Raw genomic sequence first — 22,953 nt, 5'->3', positions numbered from 1 at the left:
GGTATGACATCACATGGACGTTATAATTAGATAAATTATTTTTAGGGTTTAAATTATGGCTGTTCCTTCGCGTTCGCAAATCTCACCAGGTACCACAGTAAATATTGTATTAAAAGAAGATCAACGCAGCGGCACATTAACTGAGGGTGTGGTTGAGCGCCTTTTAACAAAATCACCAAATCACCCACACGGTATCAAAGTACGTTTAGAAGATGGTCAAGTTGGCCGAGTAAAAGAGATTTTATAATGGCAACATTAACAGAGCAGGCTTTTTGGGATTTAGTAACAACGCCTGATTTAGGGCTCGATCCGCAAAGTGTGAGCGATAACCTAAAAACTAAACTGACTGATTTAAGCGATCAGCACCTTATTGATTTTGATAAACACTTTGGCATACATATGCGCAAGTGTTTTACCTGGGATTTGTTTGGTGCCGCCTTTGTGATGGCTGGATGTAACGACGATTACGGTTTTAGCGAGTTTAGATGTTGGTTAATTTCGCGTGGTAAAACAGTTTTCGAAAACGCTTTAGAAAATGCTGATTCGTTAGCGCAGTGTACACCTGTTTATTACTTAAATGAGCAGCCTTACCCGTATATTGATGAGTATGATTTAATAGCCGGTTTATTATTTGAAGAACGCAGCGAAGACGAATTACCGTTTATTCCATCAGGCAGCGATGAACCCAAAGGCAAACGTTTTAAAGACAAACCTAAGTTTTTAAAGCAAAGCTACCCTTTATTATTTGCAAAGTACTGGCAATAAAATAAATAGTAATTTGTGCGCTATTTAAACAATTTAATGAGTTTAATTTCCCTACAAGTAAGCGCATTGATATAAATCGTTTTGTTGTTTAAGTACGTATTAACTAAAGTACTTAACAGCAAAATGGTTTGTAATGCAGTATCTAGGATGAATCTTTGTGGATTTAAATGTGTTCAATCTAAGGGATTTATTCGCGGCACGAGGTTTGTAACCTAATAAGCTCGGTAATTGCTCTTGCGTTATCTTACTGGCTTACACACATGTAAGAATTAGTAATAGTCGAGCAAAGCTCCCTTAGCTGCTCGCGTCTTGGTTCCTGAATACGACTTCTCTCCTTTTATAGTAAATCTCTGTTATAGTTGTTAAAAGTTATAAAAGCTAAGTGATTAGGCATTTTGCTATTATTTAACACGCTGACTCACGAGGATACACCCACGAAATGAAATATTTAACACTCGCTTTATTAACTGTCGCTTTTACAAGTGCAAATGCTTTTTCTGAGCCGAGTAATAAAACACGATTTATACCGCTTTTAAAGTCAAAATTGGGAGCCTACGAAGTTGTGTCGAGCAACTCAGGGTTATGCGTTAACAGCAATTTGAGTTTGACAGATGAAAGTGATTTAAGTGCTGGTTTTAAACTTGGTGAGCAAATTGTATTTGGATCGCTCCACAATGGTACCCGAACCATTAAAAAACCAAACTTTTGCTTTATAACCAGCACGCTTAAATATAAAAGTGATGGCCTTGAAAACGGCTTAAGAATGAGCCGTTGTGAAAGCCCAGCAAACGAAAAAACAATCAGTCAAAGTATCAAATTTTTAGCTGATAACACACTCAAATACACATTGAGCGAACCCAATGTAGAGTGCACATTTAAAAAAGCAGATGAGAGTAAATAAAGCATCTAGTAAGTAGCAAATCATTCGCAGTATATTTTAGGGATATCGCGCCAACGCGTAGTGTACTGCGGCGATAAAAAATCACGGTTCATGTGCCACCGGTCATTTAATTTACTACTTGCAAGGCTTAGCATTCCTTTTCCGTATCGATTGTTAATTGTGTCTAAGCATTGCATAAGTTTTGGATTATCAGGGCTTTTATTAAATAAGTCATTTTGCTGAAACTGTTCTGATATTAGCTCTACCGCGCCCACACCACACTTATAAAACCGTATACCGGGTTGGTAAATCTTATTAAATACCTCAGATACAGCATTAGCCATCACGCAGGTGTCGTTAGTGGGTGAGGGGAACTTATACACAAAAGACTTTTTATAATATTTATTTTCGTGCGCGCCACTGGCTGCAAAAATATAAAGCTGGTGAGTGAGCGAGTGTTGCGCTCTTAGTTTATTAGCCACTGTGGTTACATGGTTAATTAGCGCTGTTTTAAGTGCTGTTGGCTCACATATGCGCTCTCCAAAACTACGGGTTGAATAAATCTCCCGCTTATCTTGTCGTACATCATCCCAGTTTAAACATGTTATCCCGTTAAGCTCGCTTACTGTGCGTTCAACAACCACACTAAATGCACGGCGCATTGCTCTAGGGTTTTGCTGAGCAAGATCCCAGGCGGTGTGTATATTCATTATTTTAAGTTTTTTAGCTAGCCGCCGGCCTATCCCCCACACATCTTCGCAGCTCATTCTTTGTAAAATAGCTTGGCGAGTTTGTTCGCTATTTATTACTGCTACACCATTAAAACCACTGAGCTTTTTAGCGGCATGGTTAGCGGCTTTTGCTAAAGTAGGGGTCGGGCCAAAACCAACACCTACAGGTAGCTTTGTTTCGCGCCATACTGTGCGCCTTATTGTATGACCGTATTCATGCCAGTCTTTAATTAATGATGTGTAGCCATCAAAGTGCAAAAACGATTCATCAATACTGTATATGTGCTGTGTATCGCAAAAGCGAGCGATGATATTCATCATTTTGTCGCTTAAATCAGCATAAAGCTCGTAATTGCTAGAGCGAATAACAACGTTGTTTTGCTCAAGTAAATGCTTAACTTTAAAGTACGGGCCAAATTTAGGAATATTTAAGCGCCGAGCAATAGGGCAAATAGCGCATACACAGCCATCGTTATTGGTAAGTACAACCACGGGTTTTGATCGAATAGCAGGGTCGAATACTTTTTCGGCACTGGCATAAAATGACACAGCATCAACTAAGGCATACATTTTAGTAACTCTGGGCTTTGCCTGTGCATTCTTATTGATAGCGTTACTACGCCTTCGAGCTGAAACTCGTCTGCAGAGGTGAGTTGTACAGGCTTATGTAAAGAAGACGCTGAAAGCAGCCGCGCATTGGTTTTATCAAGCAGTTTGCATACAAAAAGACCATTTAAGTTAGCAACAATAACGTCACCATTTTCTGCAGGCTCTGCACGGTCGATAACTAATAAGTCCCCTTCAAAAATTCCGACTTCTTGCATAGAGTTACCCGATGCTAGGCCAATAAAGGTAGCATTTGGGTGCTTTATTAAAAGCTCATCAAGGGTTACACCTAGCTCGGTGTACTGCGCTGCGGGCGATTCAAAACCACACACGCCTGCTTCTATATAAATGGGAATTACAAACATAACACAACCTAAAACGCATATACTGTATAAGTGTACAGTATATGCGTTTTGTGTAAGTTATGCCAAGAAATGTATAACCGATCAATCCATATTTTTGATCATTTGCTGTGCGATATCTAAAAAGTCTTTGATTTGCTGAGGGTTTAAGTTTTTACACATTTGATTATTTATTTTCTGCTCTGAGGCTAATAACTTATCAAAAAGAACTTTACCTTGCTCTGTGAGCGACAAAATAAAGCAGCGCTTATCGTGCTCACTTGCCTGTTTATTTATTAAATTTAAGCCAATAAGATCTTTAATTAAACGTGCTATTTGCGCTTTGTCGCGCTGCGTTTTAGTAACAATATCGTTAGCCGTACAGTTATTTACGTTCGCAATAATATGTATGCAGCGTACGTGCATAGCATTAATACCAAGTTCGCCTGCGTTAATTGCTTCACGAATTGTGACGCGGTAATTTTGCATCAATTCAAACAGCGTATTTGATAAAGGTGTATTCATAAAACTCTCAATGTAGTTGACAAAGTCAATCAATTTGTTATAGTTGATTTTATCAACCAATGGGGCGTTGTGCAATGTCTGCTTTTATAGCAGACAATTATTATACCAATCTGCTTATATATGGGGTCTATTTAAGGTTAAGAAAATTACGCTAGAACTAGGCTAAAATTTTTGTATCTAGTTGTTCTAAATAAAAAATTTTAACAACGTTATTATGAAATTTAATTCGTTAAATTGATCAAAGATTTATGCAAGTTGGTATTAAAGTCCAAGTTTTGTAAAACGAGGTAATGCATGGGTAAACAAATTCGCAAAGCTAACATATTAAGTACGCAGCAAATCACACCACACCTACAACGCATTGTTGTAGGCTCTGATGATTTTAACGACTTAACCTCACAGCACATTGGTAACTATGTAAAAGTACTGATCCCAAAAAATGGTGAAGTAGATTTTAACTTAAAAACAGCGTGTATGCGATCTTACACAATAAGGCATGTAGATGCACAAACAGGCGCGTTAACACTTGATTTTGTTATAAATATGCACCAAGGTCCGGCAACTGACTGGGCTAAAATTGCAAAAGTAGGTGATGAGGTAGGTATTGCAGGCCCAGGCCCTAAAAAGCTAGATAATTATGGGCATTCGCATTATGTGTTGCTAGGGGATTTAACATCGGTAAATGCAATAAAGGGGTATGCGCAGCAATTACCTTTAACTTCAAAAATTGATGCTTTTGTACATGCGCCCACTGAGCAAGACATTATTGATTTAGAAACAAGCCGCGATATTAATTGGCTTGTTACCGACAACGCTGACGAAGTGCTACTAAGCGCGCTTCAAAATTTGCACATTACAGCAGAGCCTCCCATTGTATTTATGGCATTGGAAGCTGGGCTTGTGCGTAAAGCAAAGACATTGTTAACAGAGCAATTTAATATACCACGCGGTAATATTGTTTCCTCAGGGTATTGGAAAAAAGGCGTGGATTCAGAAGGCTATAAAAAGCTGCGCCAACGTGATGCACAGCTTGCTTGAATACCTTAGAGCAAAATAACATATACCTATTTTGCTCTAATACCACTGCGTAGCTTGAATTGACCTAATAGGAGACCCATTTAAGTGTTTTATGCTAATGATGTAATACATTGTTAGCATGCATTTTTAGGAGCTGCTATTTTGTTAAATTCCATTCCTTTTTCGTTATTAGAACTTGCCCCCATGATCAAAGGGGACAGCGTTACTAACACTCTTCATAAAAGTACTAAATACGCTCAACGTGCTGATGAGCTTGGCTTTAACCGTTTTTGGCTTGCTGAGCATCATAATATGCCAGGTATAATTTGTGCGGCCACTTCAATTTTGGTTGGTCACATTGCAGGTAATACCAAAAAGATACGCGTTGGGTCAGGCGGTATTATGCTGCCAAACCACTCCCCATTAGTTGTTGCTGAACAATTTGGTACATTAGAGAGCTTATATCCAGGGCGAATAGATTTAGGGCTAGGGCGTGCCCCAGGTAGCGATCCTGTAACGAGTCGTGCATTAAACAACGATATGAGCCGCGCAGAAAATTTCCCAGGTGAGGTAACTGAACTGCAAACATTGTTAGGTCCTTACAATGGTACGCACCTTATACGTGCTATACCGGGGGAGGACACAAACGTTCCGATTTGGTTATTAGGCTCGAGTTTATTTAGCGCGCAACTAGCGGCGCAAAAAGGGTTACCGTATGTATTTGCAGGGCATTTTGCACCGCGCTTTGTGCACGATGCAATAGCGTTGTATAAGCGCGAATTTAAAGCATCAAGCGTACTTGATAAGCCATACGTAATGCTTGCACTGCCTTTAGTGGCTGCAGATACCGACGATGAAGCGCAATATTTATCGACTACTTCTAAGCAACGTGTACTCGAACTTATACGCGGTAATGAGCTGTGGCTAAAACCGCCTGTTGAAAGCATGGACGGGTTGTGGAGCGAACAAGAACGCGCTCATGTAGAGAACTTTTTAAGTCTAAGCGTAGTAGGCGGACATGTAAGTATTAAACACAAGTTAGAGATGATAGCTAAACAGCTAGAAGTTGATGAGTTTATATTTACCAATGATGTATTCGATAGTGAAAAACGCCACCGTGCACTCGAAATTTTAATGGAAATAAAACACTAAAATATAGTTAGTTAAGCAAGCGTACACTCTGGGCTTGTTAATATACAGACATCATCAAAAGTTAAACTTTTTTAACTCATTTTATTAACTTTAAGTGATGTCTGTATTTGTTATTTAAATATTCAAAGTAAATTTGATTGCTATTTTCAGTAAATATTTTGCTTTATATACCGTTCTGTTTTTTCAATTGAACTGATTTAAACAATCAATTTTAAGATATCACTTTTGTTTTTTATAATGTAGCTATTAAACCAGACATCATAAAATTAAAGGCAGGTACACCGTGAACTCTCTAAACACCGCAACAGCTAATTCAGTTAACAAAACAGCGCAGCCAAAAGTTGCTCTGATTGCTGAAGGTGGCGGGCAGCGAGGGATATTCACAGCTGGCGTACTTGATGCTTGGTTAGAGCAAAGCTATGACCCTTTTGATTTATTCATTGGTACTTCAGCGGGTTCGCAAAACTTAACTAGCTACTTAGCGCGCCAAAAAGGCTACGCTAAACGCCTGATCAGAGGGCTTTCGCGTAATAAGCGTTTTTTTCAGCTTGGTCGCGGATTAGTGGGTAAGCATATAGTTGATTTAGATTGGTACTTTGACAAAACCACTGAAGTAAACAGAGCTATAGATTTCAAAACAGCGAAAACTAGTTTAGGTGAGCGTGAACTACTTATAACAGCCACAAATGCACGAGACAGAAAAGCTTATTACTTATCGCCTACAGGTGATAGTGGTCAATGGCGTGATTTGTTAAAGGCTTCTAGCGCACTTCCGTTTTTATACAAACAAGGTGTAAAGTTAACACCTTGGTTAAACGCAAAAGCAGCGAATGAAACACATATTGTTGAAGAGCAAGCACAGAGCGATTTTTATCTAGACGGCGGTTTAGCCGCTCCACTCCCCGTGCGTGAGGCTTACAACCGAGGTGCTCGTAAAATTGTTGTAATAAGAACGGTTGACGCTAATTTTCAAGCGCAATCTGCATGGGTACAAAAGCTAAGAACATTTGCTATAGCATCGGGCTATTGTCCAAAAACATTAGACTACTTAATACAGCACGAGAAGGCTTATTTAGATGAGCTTGAGTTTATTGCAAATCCACCAGATGATGTAGAAATAATCCAAATTTTTGCAAACGAAAAACTGCATAGCAAATTATTAGGTAGTTCTAATAACGATTTACGTTTTGATCATAAATTAGGCTTAGCTGCAGGTCGATCTTATTTAGCGCAGCAAAGCCAATTTGAGATCAGCAATACGCATAATTACTCACAAAGCGAGTATCGTTACAATTAAGCCAATCGGATACCCAAATCATGAATAATACTGCGACTTAAAGTTGCAGTATTATTCATTTAAATGCCTTTTATTTAAATGACACCCACCCTAATTTGTACATTTATTAACCCCTGGATTCTAATTGGAAGTGCCTTGTGAATACTTAAAACATTATAAATGGGTGTCATTTAAGTATTCTTTTAAATATTAAAAATAACTTAAGTTGATGAAAGTAATATGCTTGTTTCACTATTTAAAATACCGTCAATTTCGCGTACTTGCCTTAGCACTCCATCAAACTCACTTAAATTTCCAGCTTGTAGTTCTGCAACTAAATCCCATGCACCATTGGTGGTGTGTAATTTTATAAGCTCGGGTATTCCGCGCATTGTTTTAATTACTTGTGAGGTAGATTTACCAACGACTTCTATCATCATAATTGCGCGCACAGCTTCTGTTTCTATGTGTTCGTGAACGCGTACAGTAAACCCTAATATTGCGCCTGAGCTAACTAATCTGTCTAACCTATTTTGAACTGTCCCGCGTGATACATTTAAAGAACCGGCTAAAGCTGAAACCGAAGCGCGGCCGTCTTTTCGTAATTCAGCTATTAAAGCATTATCAAGAGAGTCATAAATATAAGGAGTCATAAATCAAACCTTTAAAAGAAGTTACTGACCAAAATACATAAATTGTACATAACTGCATAGCAAAATGATAAAAATTAGTACTATTTGTGTAATTAATTGCCATATTAAATAGCACATAGCCTCGCTAAACTTGTTTTAAATTAACTAATACATTTATTCAAGAGGTTTCAGCATGAGTCATTTTATAGCACAGCCAAAACAAGGCGTTCCATTTGTTAGCGTTCAGGCAATGGTTAAGCTTATAAATAGCTTAGGGGTCGAAAACGTTTTGCTAGATCTAACACATAAATTAGAAACCGACTTTGCCCGTTGGACTGAGTTTGATAAGTCACCTCGCTATGCAGCACACTCACCAGAGGGTGTAATAGAGCTAATGCCTGTGAGTGATGGCCAAATGTTCAGCTGTAAATATGTAAATGGTCACCCAAAAAACACCTTTAGAGAACTTCAAACAGTCGCTGCATTTGGTATTTTAGCCGATGTAGATAGTGGCTATCCGGTTATGATAAGCGAAATGTGTTTACTAACAGCACTACGTACAGCCGCAACTTCTGCAATGGTAGCTAAATATTTAGCACCTAAAAACTCAACAACCCTTACTTTAATTGGTAATGGGGCACAGTCTGAGTTTCAGGCACTGGCATTTAAAGCTGTATTGGGCATAACACATATTCGTTTATACGATATAGATGCAAACGCGTCTAAAAAAGCATTTACTAATTTAAGTGCTTACGGGTTAAACGTAACTATTTGTAATAGCGCACAGGAAGCTGTGCAAGGTGCGCACGTTATTACAACCTGCACTGCCGATAAAACCAATGCTACAATTTTAACAAACGACATGATCCCACAAGGTGTGCACATTAATGCCATAGGTGGCGATTGCCCAGGTAAAACAGAGTTAGATGCTAAATTACTCGAGCGCGCTAATGTATTTGTAGAGTACGAGCCACAAACTCGAATAGAGGGCGAAATACAACAAATGAGTGAAAGCTTTGTTGTAACTGAGTTTCATAAAGTCGTTAATAAGCAATCGCTTGGCCGTACTAGCCAAGACGAATTAACTATTTTTGATGGTGTAGGCTTTGCGAGCGAAGACTTTACAGCGCTTGTATTTATACGCGAGCAACTTATTAAAAGCGGTGAATTTACATTGCTCGATTTAATTACACAGCAAGCCGATCCGCGCAACTTGTTTTCGGTACTTAATACAGAGCAAACATCAGCACAAGAGCACGTAGCATGAGCCACGTAAACCAAGCCCCCAATGCTGTAGTGATGGTAAGGCCACATCACTTTACATCTAACCCACACACAATGCTCGATAACGCATTTCAAAGTGAATGCTTAGCACAAAATCAAAGTGAACAAGCATTTAAAGAAGTGACTAATGCCGTACAAATATTAAAAAATGAAGGGGTAACAGTTCACCTTTTTGAAGATGAGCAAACACACACTCCCGATTCAGTTTTTCCTAACAATTGGTTTTCAACTCATCAAAGTGGCCAATTAATAATCTATCCAATGTTTGTAGAAAACAGAAGGTTAGAATATCGAAAAGATATTATTGATTTTTTAACGGATCACTATAAAGTGTCTTCAGTGACTGATTATTCATTTTTATCGAAAGAAAATTCATTTCTTGAAGGCACTGGTTCACTGGTTATCGATCATCAAAATAAACTCGCTTACGCGGTAGAATCAAAAAGAACTACCAAGTCGGTGGTTAATACAATATGTGAGCAATTAAAACTATCACCCATAGTGTTTAACGCATATGACGAGCAAGGAACTGCGGTTTATCACACTAATGTTTTAATGTGTATTGCTACAAAATTTGTAATGATCAGTTTAAATATGGTGCCAATTGAACAACGTGCACAGTTAGCTAAACATTTTTTGAAAAGCCATCATCAAGTTATCGATTTAACGCTTGAGCAAATTAATAACTTTTGTGGCAATGCTATTGAACTACAAGGTAAAAATGGTCGTATTTTAGCCTTATCGCAAACTGCGTTTAATGCACTTACACCTGAGAAAATAACAGTTATACAAAAAACGGCTAAGCTTGTGCCATTACCTATACCTACTATTGAGTCGGCTGGTGGCTCAGTTAGGTGCATGATTGCAGGAGTTCATTTGCAAAATAAATAATGTATAGTTTTAAGGCAGCTTAGCTGCCTTATTTACATTAAATTTTTAGTCGATGTCGTAAGCAAATGCCGTTATACCCAAAAAAGGGTATTAATATAAAAAATATAAGAAGGAATTAGCAATGTTCGATACCGTCGTCAAAAGCGTAAACAACCTTTTGTGGGGAGAAGGTCAGGTACTTATTTATATACTCTTGTTTACAGGGATATGGTTTTCAGTACGACTAAAAGCAATTCAAATACTTAAATTTAAACATATGTTTAGCCTTTTAAAAGGCAGTAGCAAATGTAAAAAAGACGACATTTCATCATTCCAAGCATTGTGTACAGGGCTTTGCGCACGAGTAGGCACTGGTAATTTAGCCGGTGTGGCTGTGGCAATTTCACTTGGCGGCAGCGGTGCAATATTTTGGATGTGGGTAATAGCCATATTGGGTATGGCTACAGGCTTTGCCGAAAGTGTACTTGGGCAAGTATATAAAGTGCGCGATAGTGGCGGCGAGTTTAGAGGGGGCCCTGCGTATTATATTCAACAAGGTTTGGGTAGCCGGGCGTTTGCAATTGTGTTTGCTGCGTGTTTGTTTTTAGGTTACGGCTTTACGTTTAGCGCAATGCAAACTAACACAATTACAGACGCACTTAACTACGCGTTTGAAGTTCCTACATTTTATTCAGGCCTGGTCATTACCGTACTAGCCGGCTCAATTATACTCGGTGGCTTTAAAGCAATTGCCCGATTTGCAGAGCGTGTTGTGCCAATAATGGGCATTGTGTTTGTACTTGCTGCCGTAATTATTACTATTATAAATTTCACGCAAGTACCCGCCATGCTTAAAGATATATTTTTATCAGCGTTTGGTTTACAAGAAGCAGGCGCCGGTGCAATGGGCGCTGCCATTAAAAACGGTATTCAACGTGGTTTATATTCTAATGAGGCCGGTGCAGGTAGTGTGCCGCATGCTTCAGCAAGTGCCAGCCCAATACCTAATCACCCTGTAACGCAAGGTTACATACAAATGCTAGGCGTATTTTTCGATACAATAGTACTGTGTAGCTGTACCGCGGTGATCATTTTATTAGCCGATATAGACATAAGCGGTGAAATGGAAGGCATTCGTTTAACACAAAGCGCGATGACCGCTCATTTAGCACAAGGTGGTGTTTACTTTGTAGCAGCCGCTATAACCTTATTTGCTTTTACATCGGTAGTGGCAAACTACGCCTATGCAGAGAGCAACTTGCACTTATTTAAGCTCGACAACAAAGTAGGGCGCGGCATTTACACTTTGCTTTATTTATCAATGATGTTGTGGGGCGCATCGGCCACATTAAAAGAAGTCTGGGATTTAGCCGATATTGCCTTAGGGTTAATGACAGTGGTTAACGTTATCGCTATTATACTGTTAACGCCGACTATTTTGTCTGTTACGAGCGATTACCACGCACAAAGAGACAAAGGTTTAGAGCCCGAATTTAAAGTAAAAGATGTAAAAGTACAGGGTAAATGCGAAGACGGCATTTGGGACTAATTCAGCACACTTAACTACAAAAAGCGGTTTTATGGCAATATAAAGTCGCTTTTTAATTTGCATAAATATTCACTTTCAGTATTGTAAGAAAACTATAGCAACCAAAATAAAGGCACAATTTTTTAGATGATCGAGATTCACGCAGGGAAAACAGCGGCTAAAATTATTAACGAACAGGGCTTTAAACCTGAACTTTTTACCTCTTTTTTAGGTGCAAGTGGCGGTCCTAAATGGTTTACATTATTTGGCTTAGATAAATATATTTTTGGTGAATTTTTTAAAAGCCGTACCCAACCACTTAATTTAATTGGCTCATCTGCTGGCGCTTTTCGCTCTTCGTGTTTTGCACAAAACGATCCTGTTGCTGCGATTGAGCGCTTAGCAAAATCGTATTCGCAAACGCGATATTCAAGTAATAAACCTACACCAAGTGAAATCACAATAAAAGCGCGCGCATTACTTGAAGATGTTTTTGGCGATAACGGCGTAACCGAAATTATAAATAACCCAATATTTAAAGCGCACTTTATAGTAGCAAAATCGAATGGCTTTATTGCCAGCGAAAATAAACTTATACAACTTATGGGCTTGTCAAAAAGTTATATGTTAAACCGCGTTAACCGAAAATTATTAGGCTCACAGTATGAGCGCTTTATATTTGGCCCAGCAACAAGTGACTTATCAATTACCGACACCTACAATTTTAAAACGCAAAGCATAGCGCTTACTCAAAATAATTTAAAAGACGCGTTACTTGCATCGGGTTCAATACCACTTGTTATGCAAGGCATAAAAAATATTGAAGGCTCGCCGCAAGGAATATATCGCGATGGCGGAATAATTGATTACCACTTTGATTTAAAAATTAATAACCCAGGCTTAATTTTATATCCGCATTTTAATAGTGAGCCAAAAGCAGGGTGGTTCGATAAAAATTTAAAACGTAAAGTATCACCACTTAATTACGATAATGTGGTAATGATCACTCCATCAAAAGAATTTATAGCAAGCTTACCGTACGGAAAAATTCCAGACAGAAATGACTTTACCGATCTTGATGCAGACACGCGTATAAAATATTGGAATACCGTGTTTAGTGAGACCGAGAAGTTAGCTGATGATTTTGACAGAAAACTCAATAGAGAAAATGTTGAATTGAAAATAATTTGATGATCTAATCTATCAAGTAATGACGTTCTATGTCTGGTGGTTAATTGATAATTTAAATATTACGGTACTAATATTAAAGAAAAGGGCGAAAGCCCTTATTGCTAACGCTTAAGAATACTGTAAAGCAATATAGTTTGTCTTTTGTTACTAATGAATTTTAATATAAGGCTTCATTAACTTGGTTAGCTCTTTTAAAAAACAATTTAAATTAGAACTAGCTTCTCTATTGTATTCATAAATCATTTCTAGGACAGTTGGTTCATCAGTGCTTTGCATTGCTCTTTTAGTACCATTAAAAGATACTGCACATTCATGTACTTTATCTAGAAATTTATAAATTCCAGATTTTGATGGAAATAGTAATTCTGAAGCATGAAATGAAGCAATAAAGTGGCTAAAAGTAATGTCAGAAATATATCCATTAGTATACTCTTGATATAGCTTCTGTGAATCTATATAAACTTTATATCTGCTATTAAAAAGAGCTAAATTAAGATTACGTTTTTGTATTCGAGTTTGAATGGACGCAATTACAAACATAGCTATAGCTATAAAAGCTGAGACCAGGGATACAATGAGTGTTAAGTTATCTATCGTGTTGATAGGCATTTTCTTTATCCTTGTTTATTTATTTAGTCTATCATATCAGAAAGAAAACAAATAAAAAGACTTATAAATCAGTGCTTTAATTGACCGTGCAGTCACTTAAACTAAAGTTTTTATTAACTTCCTGTTCTTTAAGATATTTCACCAATTATATTTAAAAGCTGGCTTTGTAGGTTAGATAAATAAATGTTCTAAGTTTTATTTTGTGCTTTAAATATTTTATATATCTTTTCTGATATTCATTAAACAATGAAGAGAGGATGATAAGCATTGTATATTGGGTTTTATAAACGTTAGATTATTTTAGCCGATAGCTGATTACCCATAAATTACGTTATGTTAAATTACATGGGTTTTAATAAAGCGAGCGTGATTATACAAACCAGCTCGCTTTTAGGAGAGTAATTTGGAGGTTAATTAAGCTCTGAATCAACCCAAAACTTAGTGCCTTTTAATACAGCTTGTAGTGCAAGGCCATTTTCGGTTACAGAATATACAGTTACTTGATCTGCAATCGCTTCGGCAACCAATGCACCGCCTTTATCTTCATATTTAGCTGCTGCATCAGCGTTTCCGCCAAAAGCCCAACCATGTTCAATAAATCTATTTAGTGCAGCTTGATTATGAAAAACCATTACAACGTTAAAATCTTTAACCCCTAAACCAAGTCCTAAACCGGCTTCACCCATATTCATGTAAGTCGATTTACCTGTGAGGTTATTTTTAACTACGCCGTAACCGCCACCAAAACTGGCTAAAACTACATTTACGTTCGCGTTATCAAAAACAGCGTAACCAGCCGAATTAGCAATTTGTTTTTTAACATCAGGTTTTTCAGCGTATAATTTATCTAATGTATTTGTTTTCATACTTTGTACAAGTGCACGTTTTTCGCTTGGTGATGCACTACCTGTAGTAGCACACCCAGTTAACGCAACAGTTAATGCAAGTACGCTTAGTATAATTAGTTTTTTCATAATGTTTTCCTTAATAAGATATAGCAACCAACAACCATAGAATAATCACAGTATTAAAATAATTAGAGCTTTACTATGTCCAATACTAGACAGTATCGGACTTTAACGTTATTCTGTAAGCCTATTATTTAATTGAATATTAATACATTATGCTTGTTGCTTTGGTTGATACGTTAAAACAATTAAGATATCAAATTGCCCATCTAGATGACGGTACTCTAAATTCAGAATACCCAGAACTTGCATCCTTTATACAGGAAGTTGGCTTGACTGTAACTGAATCAAAAGCCGATCTGACATTCTTATATCAGTTTTTATATGTTTATGGCAGAAAATCAGAAGCGACTTATAGCCGTTTTCGAAATGAGCTTGAACGCTTTTATTTATGGTCGTGGTTAATAGCAGAAAAATCAGTATTCGATTTAAAACGTGAAGATATTGAAGCTTACATTGATTTTATGGTTGAACCTGATAAAGAATGGGCTGCAACTTCAGTGCAATGGCGTTATAAAGATGAGCAAGGAATTCGTCGATTAAACCAAAATTGGCGCCCTTTTATGCTAAAAGAATCAACTGCCAGCCAACAAACTTTATCGGCCATGTTTACTGCCTTAAATGTATTTTATAAGTTTGCCCTACTCGAAGAAAAAACATTCGCGAACTTTGTCCCTGTTGTTAAAAAAAATAGTCCGTACTTAGTTGTTCAATCACAAATTCAAATTCCTGATACATTAAGTGATATTCAATGGGAATACGTTTTTGGTGTAACTCGTGATTTATGCGAACATAACCCTGATTTAGAGCGAAACTTATTTACGCTTGCCTGCTTAAAAGGTCTTTATTTACGAATTTCAGAATTATCTGAGCGCCCACAATGGTCGCCGGTAATGTCTCATTTTTGGCAAGATAATGATGGATTTTGGTTTTTACGTATAATGGGTAAAGGTAATAAATTACGAGATGTAACCTTAAGTTATGATTTTGTTGAATATTTAAAACGATACAGATTATATCGAGGTCTACCTGCCCTTCCTCGGGTTGATGAATCTGAGCCGTTAGTTCATAAAATTCGCGGTCAAGGTGGTATGACCGTAAGGCAAATTAGGCGTTTAGTTCAACAAAGTTTTGATTATGCTCAGCAATCATTACTTGATGATGGTTTTAAAGATGACGCTGAACAACTTGGCGCTGCAACTGCGCATTGGCTTCGCCATACTGGTGCTACACATGATGCGCAAACCAGACCGCTTAAACATTTATCAGAAGATTTAGGCCATTCTAAAATTGCGACTACCGATCAAATTTATATTCAAACAAATATTAAAGAGCGAGCAAAATCAGGACTTAAAAGGAAAATTTAATGGAGTATTTAGTAATAGCATTTATAGGCGGACTATTTTTAATTTATTCTTTAACACTTCGCCAGTTAGAAAAAACAGAAGTAACAGGCCCAATGTTTTTTGTTGTTGGGGGAATATGTTTAGCTTTAGTGCTACCCAACGAAGGGGATAAAATAAAAGAAGGTGTTGATCTTTTATTACCATTTATAGAGCTTACGCTAAGTATATTTTTATTTTCTGATGCAGCTAAATCAAAGCTAAGTGTTTTAAGACATAGTTTTCAGTATCCTAGTTTACTGTTGTTTGTTGCCCTACCCTTAACTTTGTTACTTGGTATTGCTGTTGCTTTATTTTTCTTTGCTGAGCTTTCAGTTATTCAAGCGGCGTTGCTCGCAATTATTTTAACGCCTACCGATGCAGCTTTAAGTAAAGGGTTACTAGCAAGTACACAAGTGCCTGAAAAAATACGCGAAGGAATAAATACTGAAAGTGGTTTGAACGATGGATTATGCGTACCTATATTTTTAATATTTATATTACTCGCTAAAAACCCTGACTCAGCTATTACTGCAACACAAACATTAAGTGTGTTTGGCCGAGAGCTTGGCTTGGCTTTATTAATAGCCATTACAAGCATTGTTGTTTTTATACCGAGTTTAAACTTTGCAATGAAACGTCATTACTTTGCACAAAATACCAGTCCATTTTTATTACTCGGTTTTGCCATGGCTGTGTTTTCTGTCACTCAGTATTTTCATGGCAGTGGATTTATTGCGGTGTTTATTGCAGGTTTATTATTTGATAAATTTTCGACTGAAGAAGTTAGAACAGAATTAATTGAAGACTCAGAACACATTGCAGATTTTACATCGCTAATGATTTGGTGCTTGTTCGGGTTTGTTTGTGCTTACTTAGTTATTCCGAAATTAAATACTGAAATTATAATTTACGCTTTGTTAAGTACAACATTGATTAGAATAATTCCTGTTATGTTGTCACTGCAGTTTACGGCATTGAATATTAAAGAGCGTTTTACATTTGCGTGGTTTGGACCAAGAGGATTAGCATCAATTGTTTTTACATTGATGGTGATTGATACGCAAATAGAAAACAAATATCAAATAGCGACAATAGCAATGACGACTATTTTGTTTAGTGTATTTATTCATGGTATAAGTACAAAGCCAATTGCAGACAGTTTCGCTAAAAAATCTAAATAGCTTTTATAAAAATTAGTGAATTTTTTGCCGAGGTATCAAGGCGTTTTTCCAGCCTCAAAAACGATCATTTAATTAAGCGAATGGGTATTAATAAAAAAAGGCGTAACTTATTTTTAAGTTACGCCTTTTTTTTAACTTTTATTAGCTAAGTACCTGTGCGAGTAATTCAATTGGGTGTTTTGGTTTAAACTTTTCAAAACGTTTAACTTGGCTACGACAAGAAAATCCCGTAGATAAAAGTTGCTCAGATTTATTTTTATCTACAATTGGTTTCCAGCTCATTTCGTAAAGCGCACGTGAGTTATCTTGATTTTGTGCTTCGTGGCCATAAGTTCCCGCCATTCCACAACAACCTGTATTTGTTGTTTTTAATGTTAAACCAATATCACTGAAAATTGTTTGCCAAACATTTGCCGCTTTTGGCAGTGCAGTTGTTTCAGTACAGTGACTCAGTAATGTAAATTCGGTATCTGTATTTTGCTTTGCGCTTAGTGATTTAAACGATTGTGTTTCTAACCACTCATGGGCAAGTTGCACATTAAATTCACCACGGTTATTTTCTAAAATTGTATTATATTCATCGCGGTAACACATAACGAGTGACGCATCTAAACCGACTAGGGGTGCATTAATATCATTTAATTTATTTAAAAACTCAGCTGCATTTTTAGCTGTAACTTTAAATTCATGCAAAAAACCTTTTACGTGTTGCGGTTTACCATTTGGTTTAAAAGGTAATAGCATTGGTTTTTTGCCAAGTTGGGTTATTAAAGTAATAAAACTTTCTACTAGTTCGGCTTCGTAAAAGCTCGTAAATGGGTCTTGTACTATTAATACATATTCACTTTGTTGCTCTGCATTTAATTTATTTAATAAATCAAAATCAAATTTTTGTGTTTTAGTAATACGCTTTGAAAGTGCAGGAATACTTAACTGTGGTGTATCAACATAGCCAACTGTTTTTTTAATAACATTGCTTACTAATGATGTTTTAACAATTGGGTTTATAACTTTTGCAAACTTTGCCATTAATGGCGCGCTGCTTTCTATGTTACCAACAAGGTAATCTTTTAGCGGACGCGCATAATAACTATGATAATAATTTAAAAAGCGCGAACGAAAAGTAGGAACATCTACTTTAATAGGGCAAGCAGTTGTACATGCTTTACATGCTAAACATTCATCCATTGACGCTTTTACTTCGTGAGAAAAGTCGTAAATACCTTTTCGTTTTTCGCGGCTGTGAACAAAACGTTCCCACCAGGTGATTACTTCACCTTTGTTAAGCTGCTTTTCTACTTCGAGTAAATCTACATTTTTTGACTCTTGTAAACGAAGCCATTCGCGCATTAAACTTGCGCGTCCTTTTGGTGAATTACGACGATCGCCAGTTACTTTATACGATGGACACATAGGTGAATTTTCATCGTAATTAAAGCATATGCCATTACCATTACAGGTCATTGCATTGTTAAAACTGGTTTTAACTTCTATTGATATTTGCTTATCGAAGTGCGATCTCTTTTGTCCATCAACACTAACTAGTGAGTCTTCACTATCGATAGGAGTGCATATTTTACCGGGGTTGATGCGGTTGTTAGGATCAAAAGCTGTTTTTATTTTACGAAGTTGCGTATATAAATGCTCACCAAAAAATTCAGGACTATATTCACTTCGGTAACCTTTACCGTGTTCGCCCCACATTAAACCACCGTACTTAGCGGTTAGTTTTACTACCTGATCTGAAATAGTTCTAAGTAGTTTCTCTTGTTCTGGGTCGCACATATCAAGTGCTGGGCGTACGTGTAAAACCCCAGCATCAACATGGCCAAACATACCATACTGTAAATTATGGCTGTCGAGTAATGCTCTAAATTCGACAATATAATCTGCTAAGTTTTCAGGGGGTACTGCAGTGTCTTCTGCAAAGGCGAGTGGTTTTTGACTGCCTTTTACATTACCTAATAAACCCACAGACTTTTTACGCATTGCGTAAATTTTAAGTATATCGCTTTTATCACTGGTTAACTGATAACCAATAACGCCATTAGTTTGATTTGCTACGCATTCGTCTAGAAGTTTACAAAGCGTGTCTACTTTGTCTTTTATATCATCGTTTGATACTGCATTAAACTCGACCATGTTAAGGCCTTGCATATCTTTATTTGGTACGTCGGTTATTAAGTCCGATACTAAATTCCAAATAATGTCTTCACGTGCTAAGTTTAAAACTTTGCTATCTACGGTTTCTACCGATGTTGCGCGTGCATCAACTAAAAACGGTGAATGACGAAGTGCTGAGTCAAAACTATCGTATTTGATATTTATAAGGGTTTTAAATTCGGCAATAGGCGTTAGGTTTAATTTAGCTTCAGTTACTATACCTAATGAGCCTTCTGAACCCGTTATTAAGCGGCTCATATCAAAAGTTAGTAAGTCATCACTTAGCACATGCTCTAGGTCGTAGCCGGTTAAAAACCTATTTAACCGTGGAAACTTAGCTAAAATAGCTGCGCGTTCATTAACTGAAATATCTAAAACTGTTTTATATAAACTACCAATTAGAGAGTCTTGCTCGGCTATAATTTTTGCTTTGTCGATGTCTATTGGTGAGGTACACATAGGTGTACCATCGACTAAATAAGTTGTAAGCCCTAAAACATGATCGCTTGTTTTTCCGTAAACTAGCGAACCTTGCCCAGAGGCGTCAGTACTTATCATGCCACCAATAGTTGCCCTGTTACTGGTAGATAAATCGGGCGAGAAGAAAAAACCATAAGGTTTTAAAAAGTCATTAAGTTGATCTTTTATTACGCCGGTTTGAACGCGTACCCAGCCTTCTTCTACATTTATTTCGAGGATTTCGCGCATATAGCGAGACAAATCTACAACAATACCTGGTGTTAACGATTGACCGTTAGTACCTGTTCCGCCACCACGAGGGCCAAAAGTTAAAGATAAAAATGGGTCGCGAGATGCAGTTTGCAGTGCGAGTTGAATATCTTTTTCATTTTTTGGAAAAATAACACCTTGGGGTATTTCCTGATACACACTGTTATCGGTTGAAGCAGTAATACGCGTTGCATAACTTGCATCGGTATCTCCACTAAAACCTTGGCTTGCAATGGTATTTAGGTAATTTGCGACAAGTTCTGTCGCGGCATCTTGCTGTGTAATTGTTGCTATCATGACGGCGATATTTTAGGGCATTTGACTAATTATATCATGGTGATGGCGAATAGAAATTGAAGATTTTACAGTTTGTAACACTCTTTTAGTCGATTTTAATGCAGCTTAAATTATACTCAAGTTAACGAGTAATGAGGTGTGTTATATGAAAAAATTACTATTACAGATCAGTGGCGTGCTATTTATTTTACTAGGGTTATTTTTTGCGGTTGTACCAGGACCATCACTTATATTTTTTATGGCGGGTTTATTGTGTTTTTCGTTTTATTACCCTAAAGCGCGACATTACTTATCACTTTGCCAAAAGGCGTTAACTAAATCATGTGCTTATTTAGATAAAAAAATAGCCCGTTAATTTAACTTTTAATTGGGTATAAAAAAATGCCAGCAATACATTGCTGGCATTTTTTATAGCTTACCTATTTATTACTTTGCTAATTTTTTAGCTAGGTATAACCATGTTTCTATTACTGTGTCTGGATTGAGTGAAACAGAGTCAATGCCCTGCTCTACTAACCATGCTGCAAAGTCTTCGTGATCTGAAGGACCTTGACCACAAATACCTACGTACTTGCCTTTTTCTTTAGCTGTTTTAATTGCCATAGAAAGTAGTTTTTTAATTGCTGGGTTACGCTCATCAAATAAATGTGCGATTAAACCTGAATCACGATCAAGACCAAGCGTTAACTGTGTTAAATCGTTAGAGCCGATAGAAAAACCATCAAACATTTCTAAAAATTCATCAGCAAGTAATGCATTTGAAGGCAGCTCACACATCATGATTACTTTAAGACCATTTTCACCACGTTTAAGGCCATGCTCTTCTAGTAATTCAATTACGCGTTTACCTTCTTCAAGGGTACGTACGAATGGGATCATGATTTCAATGTTTGCCATATCCATGTCGTTTCTTACGCGTTTTATAGCTTCACATTCTAATGCAAAACAATCGCGGAAGTCTTCAGAGATATAACGTGCGGCGCCACGAAAACCAATCATTGGGTTTTCTTCTTCTGGCTCGTATTGCTGGCCACCAACTAGGTTTGCGTATTCGTTTGATTTAAAATCAGACATACGCACAATTACACGCTCCGGTGCAAAAGCACAACCAAGCGTTGAAATACCTTCAACCAGTTTTGTTATGTAAAACTCTACCGGTGATTCGTAACCGGCAATCATGTCAGTAATTTCTGCTTTTAATGCATCGGTTTGCGCATCAAAATTTAATAACGCTTTAGGGTGAACGCCAATCATACGGTTGATAATAAATTCAACTCGCGCAAGGCCAACACCTGCATGCGGTAAGCGTGCAAAGTCAAAGGCGCGATCGGGGTTACCCACGTTCATCATTACCTTCATTGGTAGTTCTGGCATTTTATCAACGCGTGACGTTAGTATTTCAAAATCTAAAATACCTTCGTAAATAAAGCCGGTATCGCCTTCGGCGCACGATACTGTTACTTCTTGTCCCGCTTTAATTAAATCAGTTGCATTACCACAACCAACAACTGCTGGAATACCAAGTTCGCGTGCAATTATTGCCGCGTGACACGTACGGCCACCACGATTTGTAACAATCGCTGCTGCACGTTTCATGATTGGTTCCCAATCAGGGTCGGTCATATCTGTTACTAAAATGTCGCCTACTTGTACCTGGTCCATTTCTTTAATTGAATCAAGAACACGTACAACACCGCTACCAATTTTGTGACCAATTGCACGGCCTTCAACAAGTACATTACTTGTGCCATTTAATTGAAAACGTTCCATTACGTTTGAGTCTTCGTTTGAGCGGACAGTTTCTGGACGTGCTTGAACTATATATAGTTTGCCGTCGTTTCCGTCTTTTGCCCATTCGATGTCCATAGGACGACCGTAATGTTTTTCAATGATTACAGCTTGTTTGGCAAGATCTTGCACTTCTTCATCTGTAATCGAAAATTTATTAGAAAGCTCAGGGTCAACATCAACGATGTCTACTTGCTTACCATGTGCTTTGTCTTCTGAGTAAATCATTTGTATGACTTTAGAACCAATATTACGACGTACTACTGAAGGTTTGTTTTTAAGGAGTGTTGGTTTATGAACATAAAATTCATCAGGGTTAACGGCGCCCTGTACAACCATTTCACCTAAGCCATAGCTTGATGTAATAAATACAACGTCTTCAAAACCAGACTCTGTATCAATACTAAACATTACGCCAGATGCTGATTTATCTGAACGTACCATGCGCTGTATACCTGCTGATAACGCTACACCACGGTGATCGTAACCTTGGTGAACACGATATGAGATTGCACGGTCATTAAATAATGAAGCAAATACGTGTTTAATAGCGACCATGACTGAATCGATACCGACAACGTTAAGGAAAGTTTCTTGTTGGCCTGCGAATGATGCATCTGGCATATCTTCAGCGGTAGCTGATGAACGTACCGCAAATGAAACATCTGCTGCAGTATCGCCATGGAGTTGGCTATATGCGTCGCGAATGGCTTGATCTAGGTTTGGTTGGAATGGTGTGTCGATTATCCATTGGCGGATATCGGCACCGACTTTAGCGAGTGTATTTACATCATCAACATCAAGTGTATCTAGGATGTCATGAATTTTGGCGGTGAGTCCTGATTGATCTAGAAACTCATTAAAAGCATCTGCGGTAGTTGCGAAACCACCCGGTACTTGTACACCTGCGTTCGCGAGGTTTGAAATCATTTCGCCAAGTGACGCGTTTTTACCGCCAACTCGAGGAACATCTTGCATACCAAGCTCTTGATACCAGAGAACGTATTCTTGCACGGATCTTTCTCCAAAAAAAAC

21 protein-coding genes are annotated in these 22,953 nt (G+C 37.6%); 13 read left to right on the top strand and 8 right to left on the bottom strand.

Annotated features, from left to right (window positions below; genetic code table 11):
* Window positions 1-55 precede the first annotated feature (55 nt).
* The 3 genes from H5118_RS06970 (at window position 56) to H5118_RS06960 (ending at window position 1,666) form a co-directional block, all read left to right on the top strand.
* Window positions 56-247, top strand: a complete 192-nt coding sequence (locus H5118_RS06970) for a YwbE family protein (protein WP_004334795.1) — start codon at window positions 56-58, stop codon at window positions 245-247.
* Window positions 247-765, top strand: a complete 519-nt coding sequence (locus tag H5118_RS06965) for a DUF4240 domain-containing protein (protein ID WP_024608120.1) — start codon at window positions 247-249, stop codon at window positions 763-765. Before H5118_RS06970 ends, H5118_RS06965 begins: the two co-directional genes overlap by 1 nt.
* Before the next feature lie 439 nt (window positions 766-1,204).
* Window positions 1,205-1,666, top strand: coding sequence for a hypothetical protein (locus tag H5118_RS06960; protein ID WP_004334802.1), 462 nt, complete (start codon window positions 1,205-1,207; stop codon window positions 1,664-1,666).
* A gap of 20 nt (window positions 1,667-1,686) precedes the next feature.
* Here the strand turns inward: H5118_RS06960 and H5118_RS06955 are convergent, their stop codons facing one another.
* From H5118_RS06955 to H5118_RS06945, 3 genes are all read right to left on the bottom strand, one after another.
* Entirely contained in the window at window positions 1,687-2,946 is a 1,260-nt protein-coding gene (locus H5118_RS06955; protein WP_024597582.1) for a Y-family DNA polymerase, read from the bottom strand.
* Window positions 2,934-3,347, bottom strand: a complete 414-nt coding sequence (locus H5118_RS06950) for a S24 family peptidase (protein WP_004334808.1) — start codon at window positions 3,345-3,347, stop codon at window positions 2,934-2,936. The genes H5118_RS06955 and H5118_RS06950 overlap by 13 nt, the downstream gene beginning before the upstream one ends.
* A gap of 81 nt (window positions 3,348-3,428) precedes the next feature.
* The gene (locus tag H5118_RS06945; RefSeq protein ID WP_004334811.1) at window positions 3,429-3,848 is read right to left on the bottom strand and encodes a MarR family winged helix-turn-helix transcriptional regulator; all 420 of its coding nucleotides are present in this window, start codon (window positions 3,846-3,848) and stop codon (window positions 3,429-3,431) included.
* 294 nt (window positions 3,849-4,142) lie between these two features.
* Here H5118_RS06945 and H5118_RS06940 point away from each other — a divergent pair, with 294 nt between their 5' ends.
* The 3 genes from H5118_RS06940 to H5118_RS06930 all read left to right on the top strand — a co-directional run bounded on the left by H5118_RS06940 (window position 4,143) and on the right by H5118_RS06930 (window position 7,314).
* The gene (locus H5118_RS06940) at window positions 4,143-4,886 is read left to right on the top strand and encodes a siderophore-interacting protein (protein ID WP_024597584.1); all 744 of its coding nucleotides are present in this window, start codon (window positions 4,143-4,145) and stop codon (window positions 4,884-4,886) included.
* A 141-nt stretch (window positions 4,887-5,027) separates the two neighbouring features.
* Window positions 5,028-6,017 carry an LLM class flavin-dependent oxidoreductase gene (locus tag H5118_RS06935; protein WP_024597585.1) on the top strand — a complete coding sequence of 330 codons (990 nt, stop codon included), beginning with the start codon at window positions 5,028-5,030 and terminating at the stop codon, window positions 6,015-6,017.
* A gap of 283 nt (window positions 6,018-6,300) precedes the next feature.
* Window positions 6,301-7,314: a patatin family protein gene (locus H5118_RS06930; protein ID WP_182692592.1), complete on the top strand. Its 1,014-nt coding sequence runs from the start codon at window positions 6,301-6,303 to the stop codon at window positions 7,312-7,314.
* A 200-nt stretch (window positions 7,315-7,514) separates the two neighbouring features.
* On the opposite strand, the gene H5118_RS06925 is transcribed toward H5118_RS06930, so the two are convergent.
* Window positions 7,515-7,946, bottom strand: coding sequence for an Lrp/AsnC family transcriptional regulator (locus tag H5118_RS06925; RefSeq protein WP_182694871.1), 432 nt, complete (start codon window positions 7,944-7,946; stop codon window positions 7,515-7,517).
* A gap of 172 nt (window positions 7,947-8,118) precedes the next feature.
* Here H5118_RS06925 and H5118_RS06920 point away from each other — a divergent pair, with 172 nt between their 5' ends.
* From H5118_RS06920 to H5118_RS06905, 4 genes are all read left to right on the top strand, one after another.
* Entirely contained in the window at window positions 8,119-9,192 is a 1,074-nt protein-coding gene (locus tag H5118_RS06920; RefSeq protein WP_182748296.1) for an ornithine cyclodeaminase, read from the top strand.
* A complete protein-coding gene (ctlX, locus tag H5118_RS06915; RefSeq protein WP_182748294.1) occupies window positions 9,189-10,100 on the top strand; it encodes a citrulline utilization hydrolase CtlX in 912 nt (303 codons plus the stop codon). The genes H5118_RS06920 and ctlX overlap by 4 nt, the downstream gene beginning before the upstream one ends.
* A gap of 121 nt (window positions 10,101-10,221) precedes the next feature.
* Window positions 10,222-11,628 carry a sodium:alanine symporter family protein gene (locus H5118_RS06910; protein ID WP_076924661.1) on the top strand — a complete coding sequence of 469 codons (1,407 nt, stop codon included), beginning with the start codon at window positions 10,222-10,224 and terminating at the stop codon, window positions 11,626-11,628.
* A 126-nt stretch (window positions 11,629-11,754) separates the two neighbouring features.
* Complete coding sequence (locus tag H5118_RS06905) at window positions 11,755-12,798, top strand: patatin-like phospholipase family protein (RefSeq protein WP_182748292.1); 1,044 nt, start codon at window positions 11,755-11,757, stop codon at window positions 12,796-12,798.
* Window positions 12,799-12,945: 147 nt separating this feature from the next.
* Here H5118_RS06905 and H5118_RS06900 read toward each other — a convergent pair whose 3' ends face one another.
* Together H5118_RS06900 and H5118_RS06895 are read right to left on the bottom strand one after the other, a co-directional pair.
* On the bottom strand, window positions 12,946-13,407 hold the full coding sequence (locus H5118_RS06900) for a hypothetical protein (protein ID WP_182694867.1): 462 nt from the start codon (window positions 13,405-13,407) through the stop codon (window positions 12,946-12,948).
* Between the two features lie 410 nt (window positions 13,408-13,817).
* The gene (locus tag H5118_RS06895; protein ID WP_149614959.1) at window positions 13,818-14,381 is read right to left on the bottom strand and encodes a YSC84-related protein; all 564 of its coding nucleotides are present in this window, start codon (window positions 14,379-14,381) and stop codon (window positions 13,818-13,820) included.
* A gap of 149 nt (window positions 14,382-14,530) precedes the next feature.
* Between H5118_RS06895 and H5118_RS06890 the strand changes: the two genes are divergently transcribed.
* A complete protein-coding gene (locus H5118_RS06890; protein ID WP_182748290.1) occupies window positions 14,531-15,742 on the top strand; it encodes a tyrosine-type recombinase/integrase in 1,212 nt (403 codons plus the stop codon).
* Window positions 15,742-16,941, top strand: a complete 1,200-nt coding sequence (locus H5118_RS06885) for a sodium:proton antiporter (RefSeq protein WP_182748288.1) — start codon at window positions 15,742-15,744, stop codon at window positions 16,939-16,941. Before H5118_RS06890 ends, H5118_RS06885 begins: the two co-directional genes overlap by 1 nt.
* Before the next feature lie 141 nt (window positions 16,942-17,082).
* On the opposite strand, the gene H5118_RS06880 is transcribed toward H5118_RS06885, so the two are convergent.
* The gene (locus tag H5118_RS06880) at window positions 17,083-20,130 is read right to left on the bottom strand and encodes an FAD-binding and (Fe-S)-binding domain-containing protein (protein WP_182748286.1); all 3,048 of its coding nucleotides are present in this window, start codon (window positions 20,128-20,130) and stop codon (window positions 17,083-17,085) included.
* A gap of 145 nt (window positions 20,131-20,275) precedes the next feature.
* Here H5118_RS06880 and H5118_RS06875 point away from each other — a divergent pair, with 145 nt between their 5' ends.
* The gene (locus H5118_RS06875; protein WP_182692823.1) at window positions 20,276-20,485 is read left to right on the top strand and encodes a PGPGW domain-containing protein; all 210 of its coding nucleotides are present in this window, start codon (window positions 20,276-20,278) and stop codon (window positions 20,483-20,485) included.
* Window positions 20,486-20,556: 71 nt separating this feature from the next.
* On the opposite strand, the gene ppsA is transcribed toward H5118_RS06875, so the two are convergent.
* A complete protein-coding gene (ppsA, locus tag H5118_RS06870; protein ID WP_182748284.1) occupies window positions 20,557-22,932 on the bottom strand; it encodes a phosphoenolpyruvate synthase in 2,376 nt (791 codons plus the stop codon).
* Window positions 22,933-22,953 lie beyond the last annotated feature (21 nt).

It is taken from the genome of Pseudoalteromonas sp. SR41-1, from assembly GCF_014164015.1.
Lineage (GTDB): Bacteria > Pseudomonadota > Gammaproteobacteria > Enterobacterales > Alteromonadaceae > Pseudoalteromonas > Pseudoalteromonas distincta.
The sequence above is the reverse complement of the archived record's forward strand: the minus strand, read 5'-3'. Positions and strand labels throughout refer to the sequence as shown.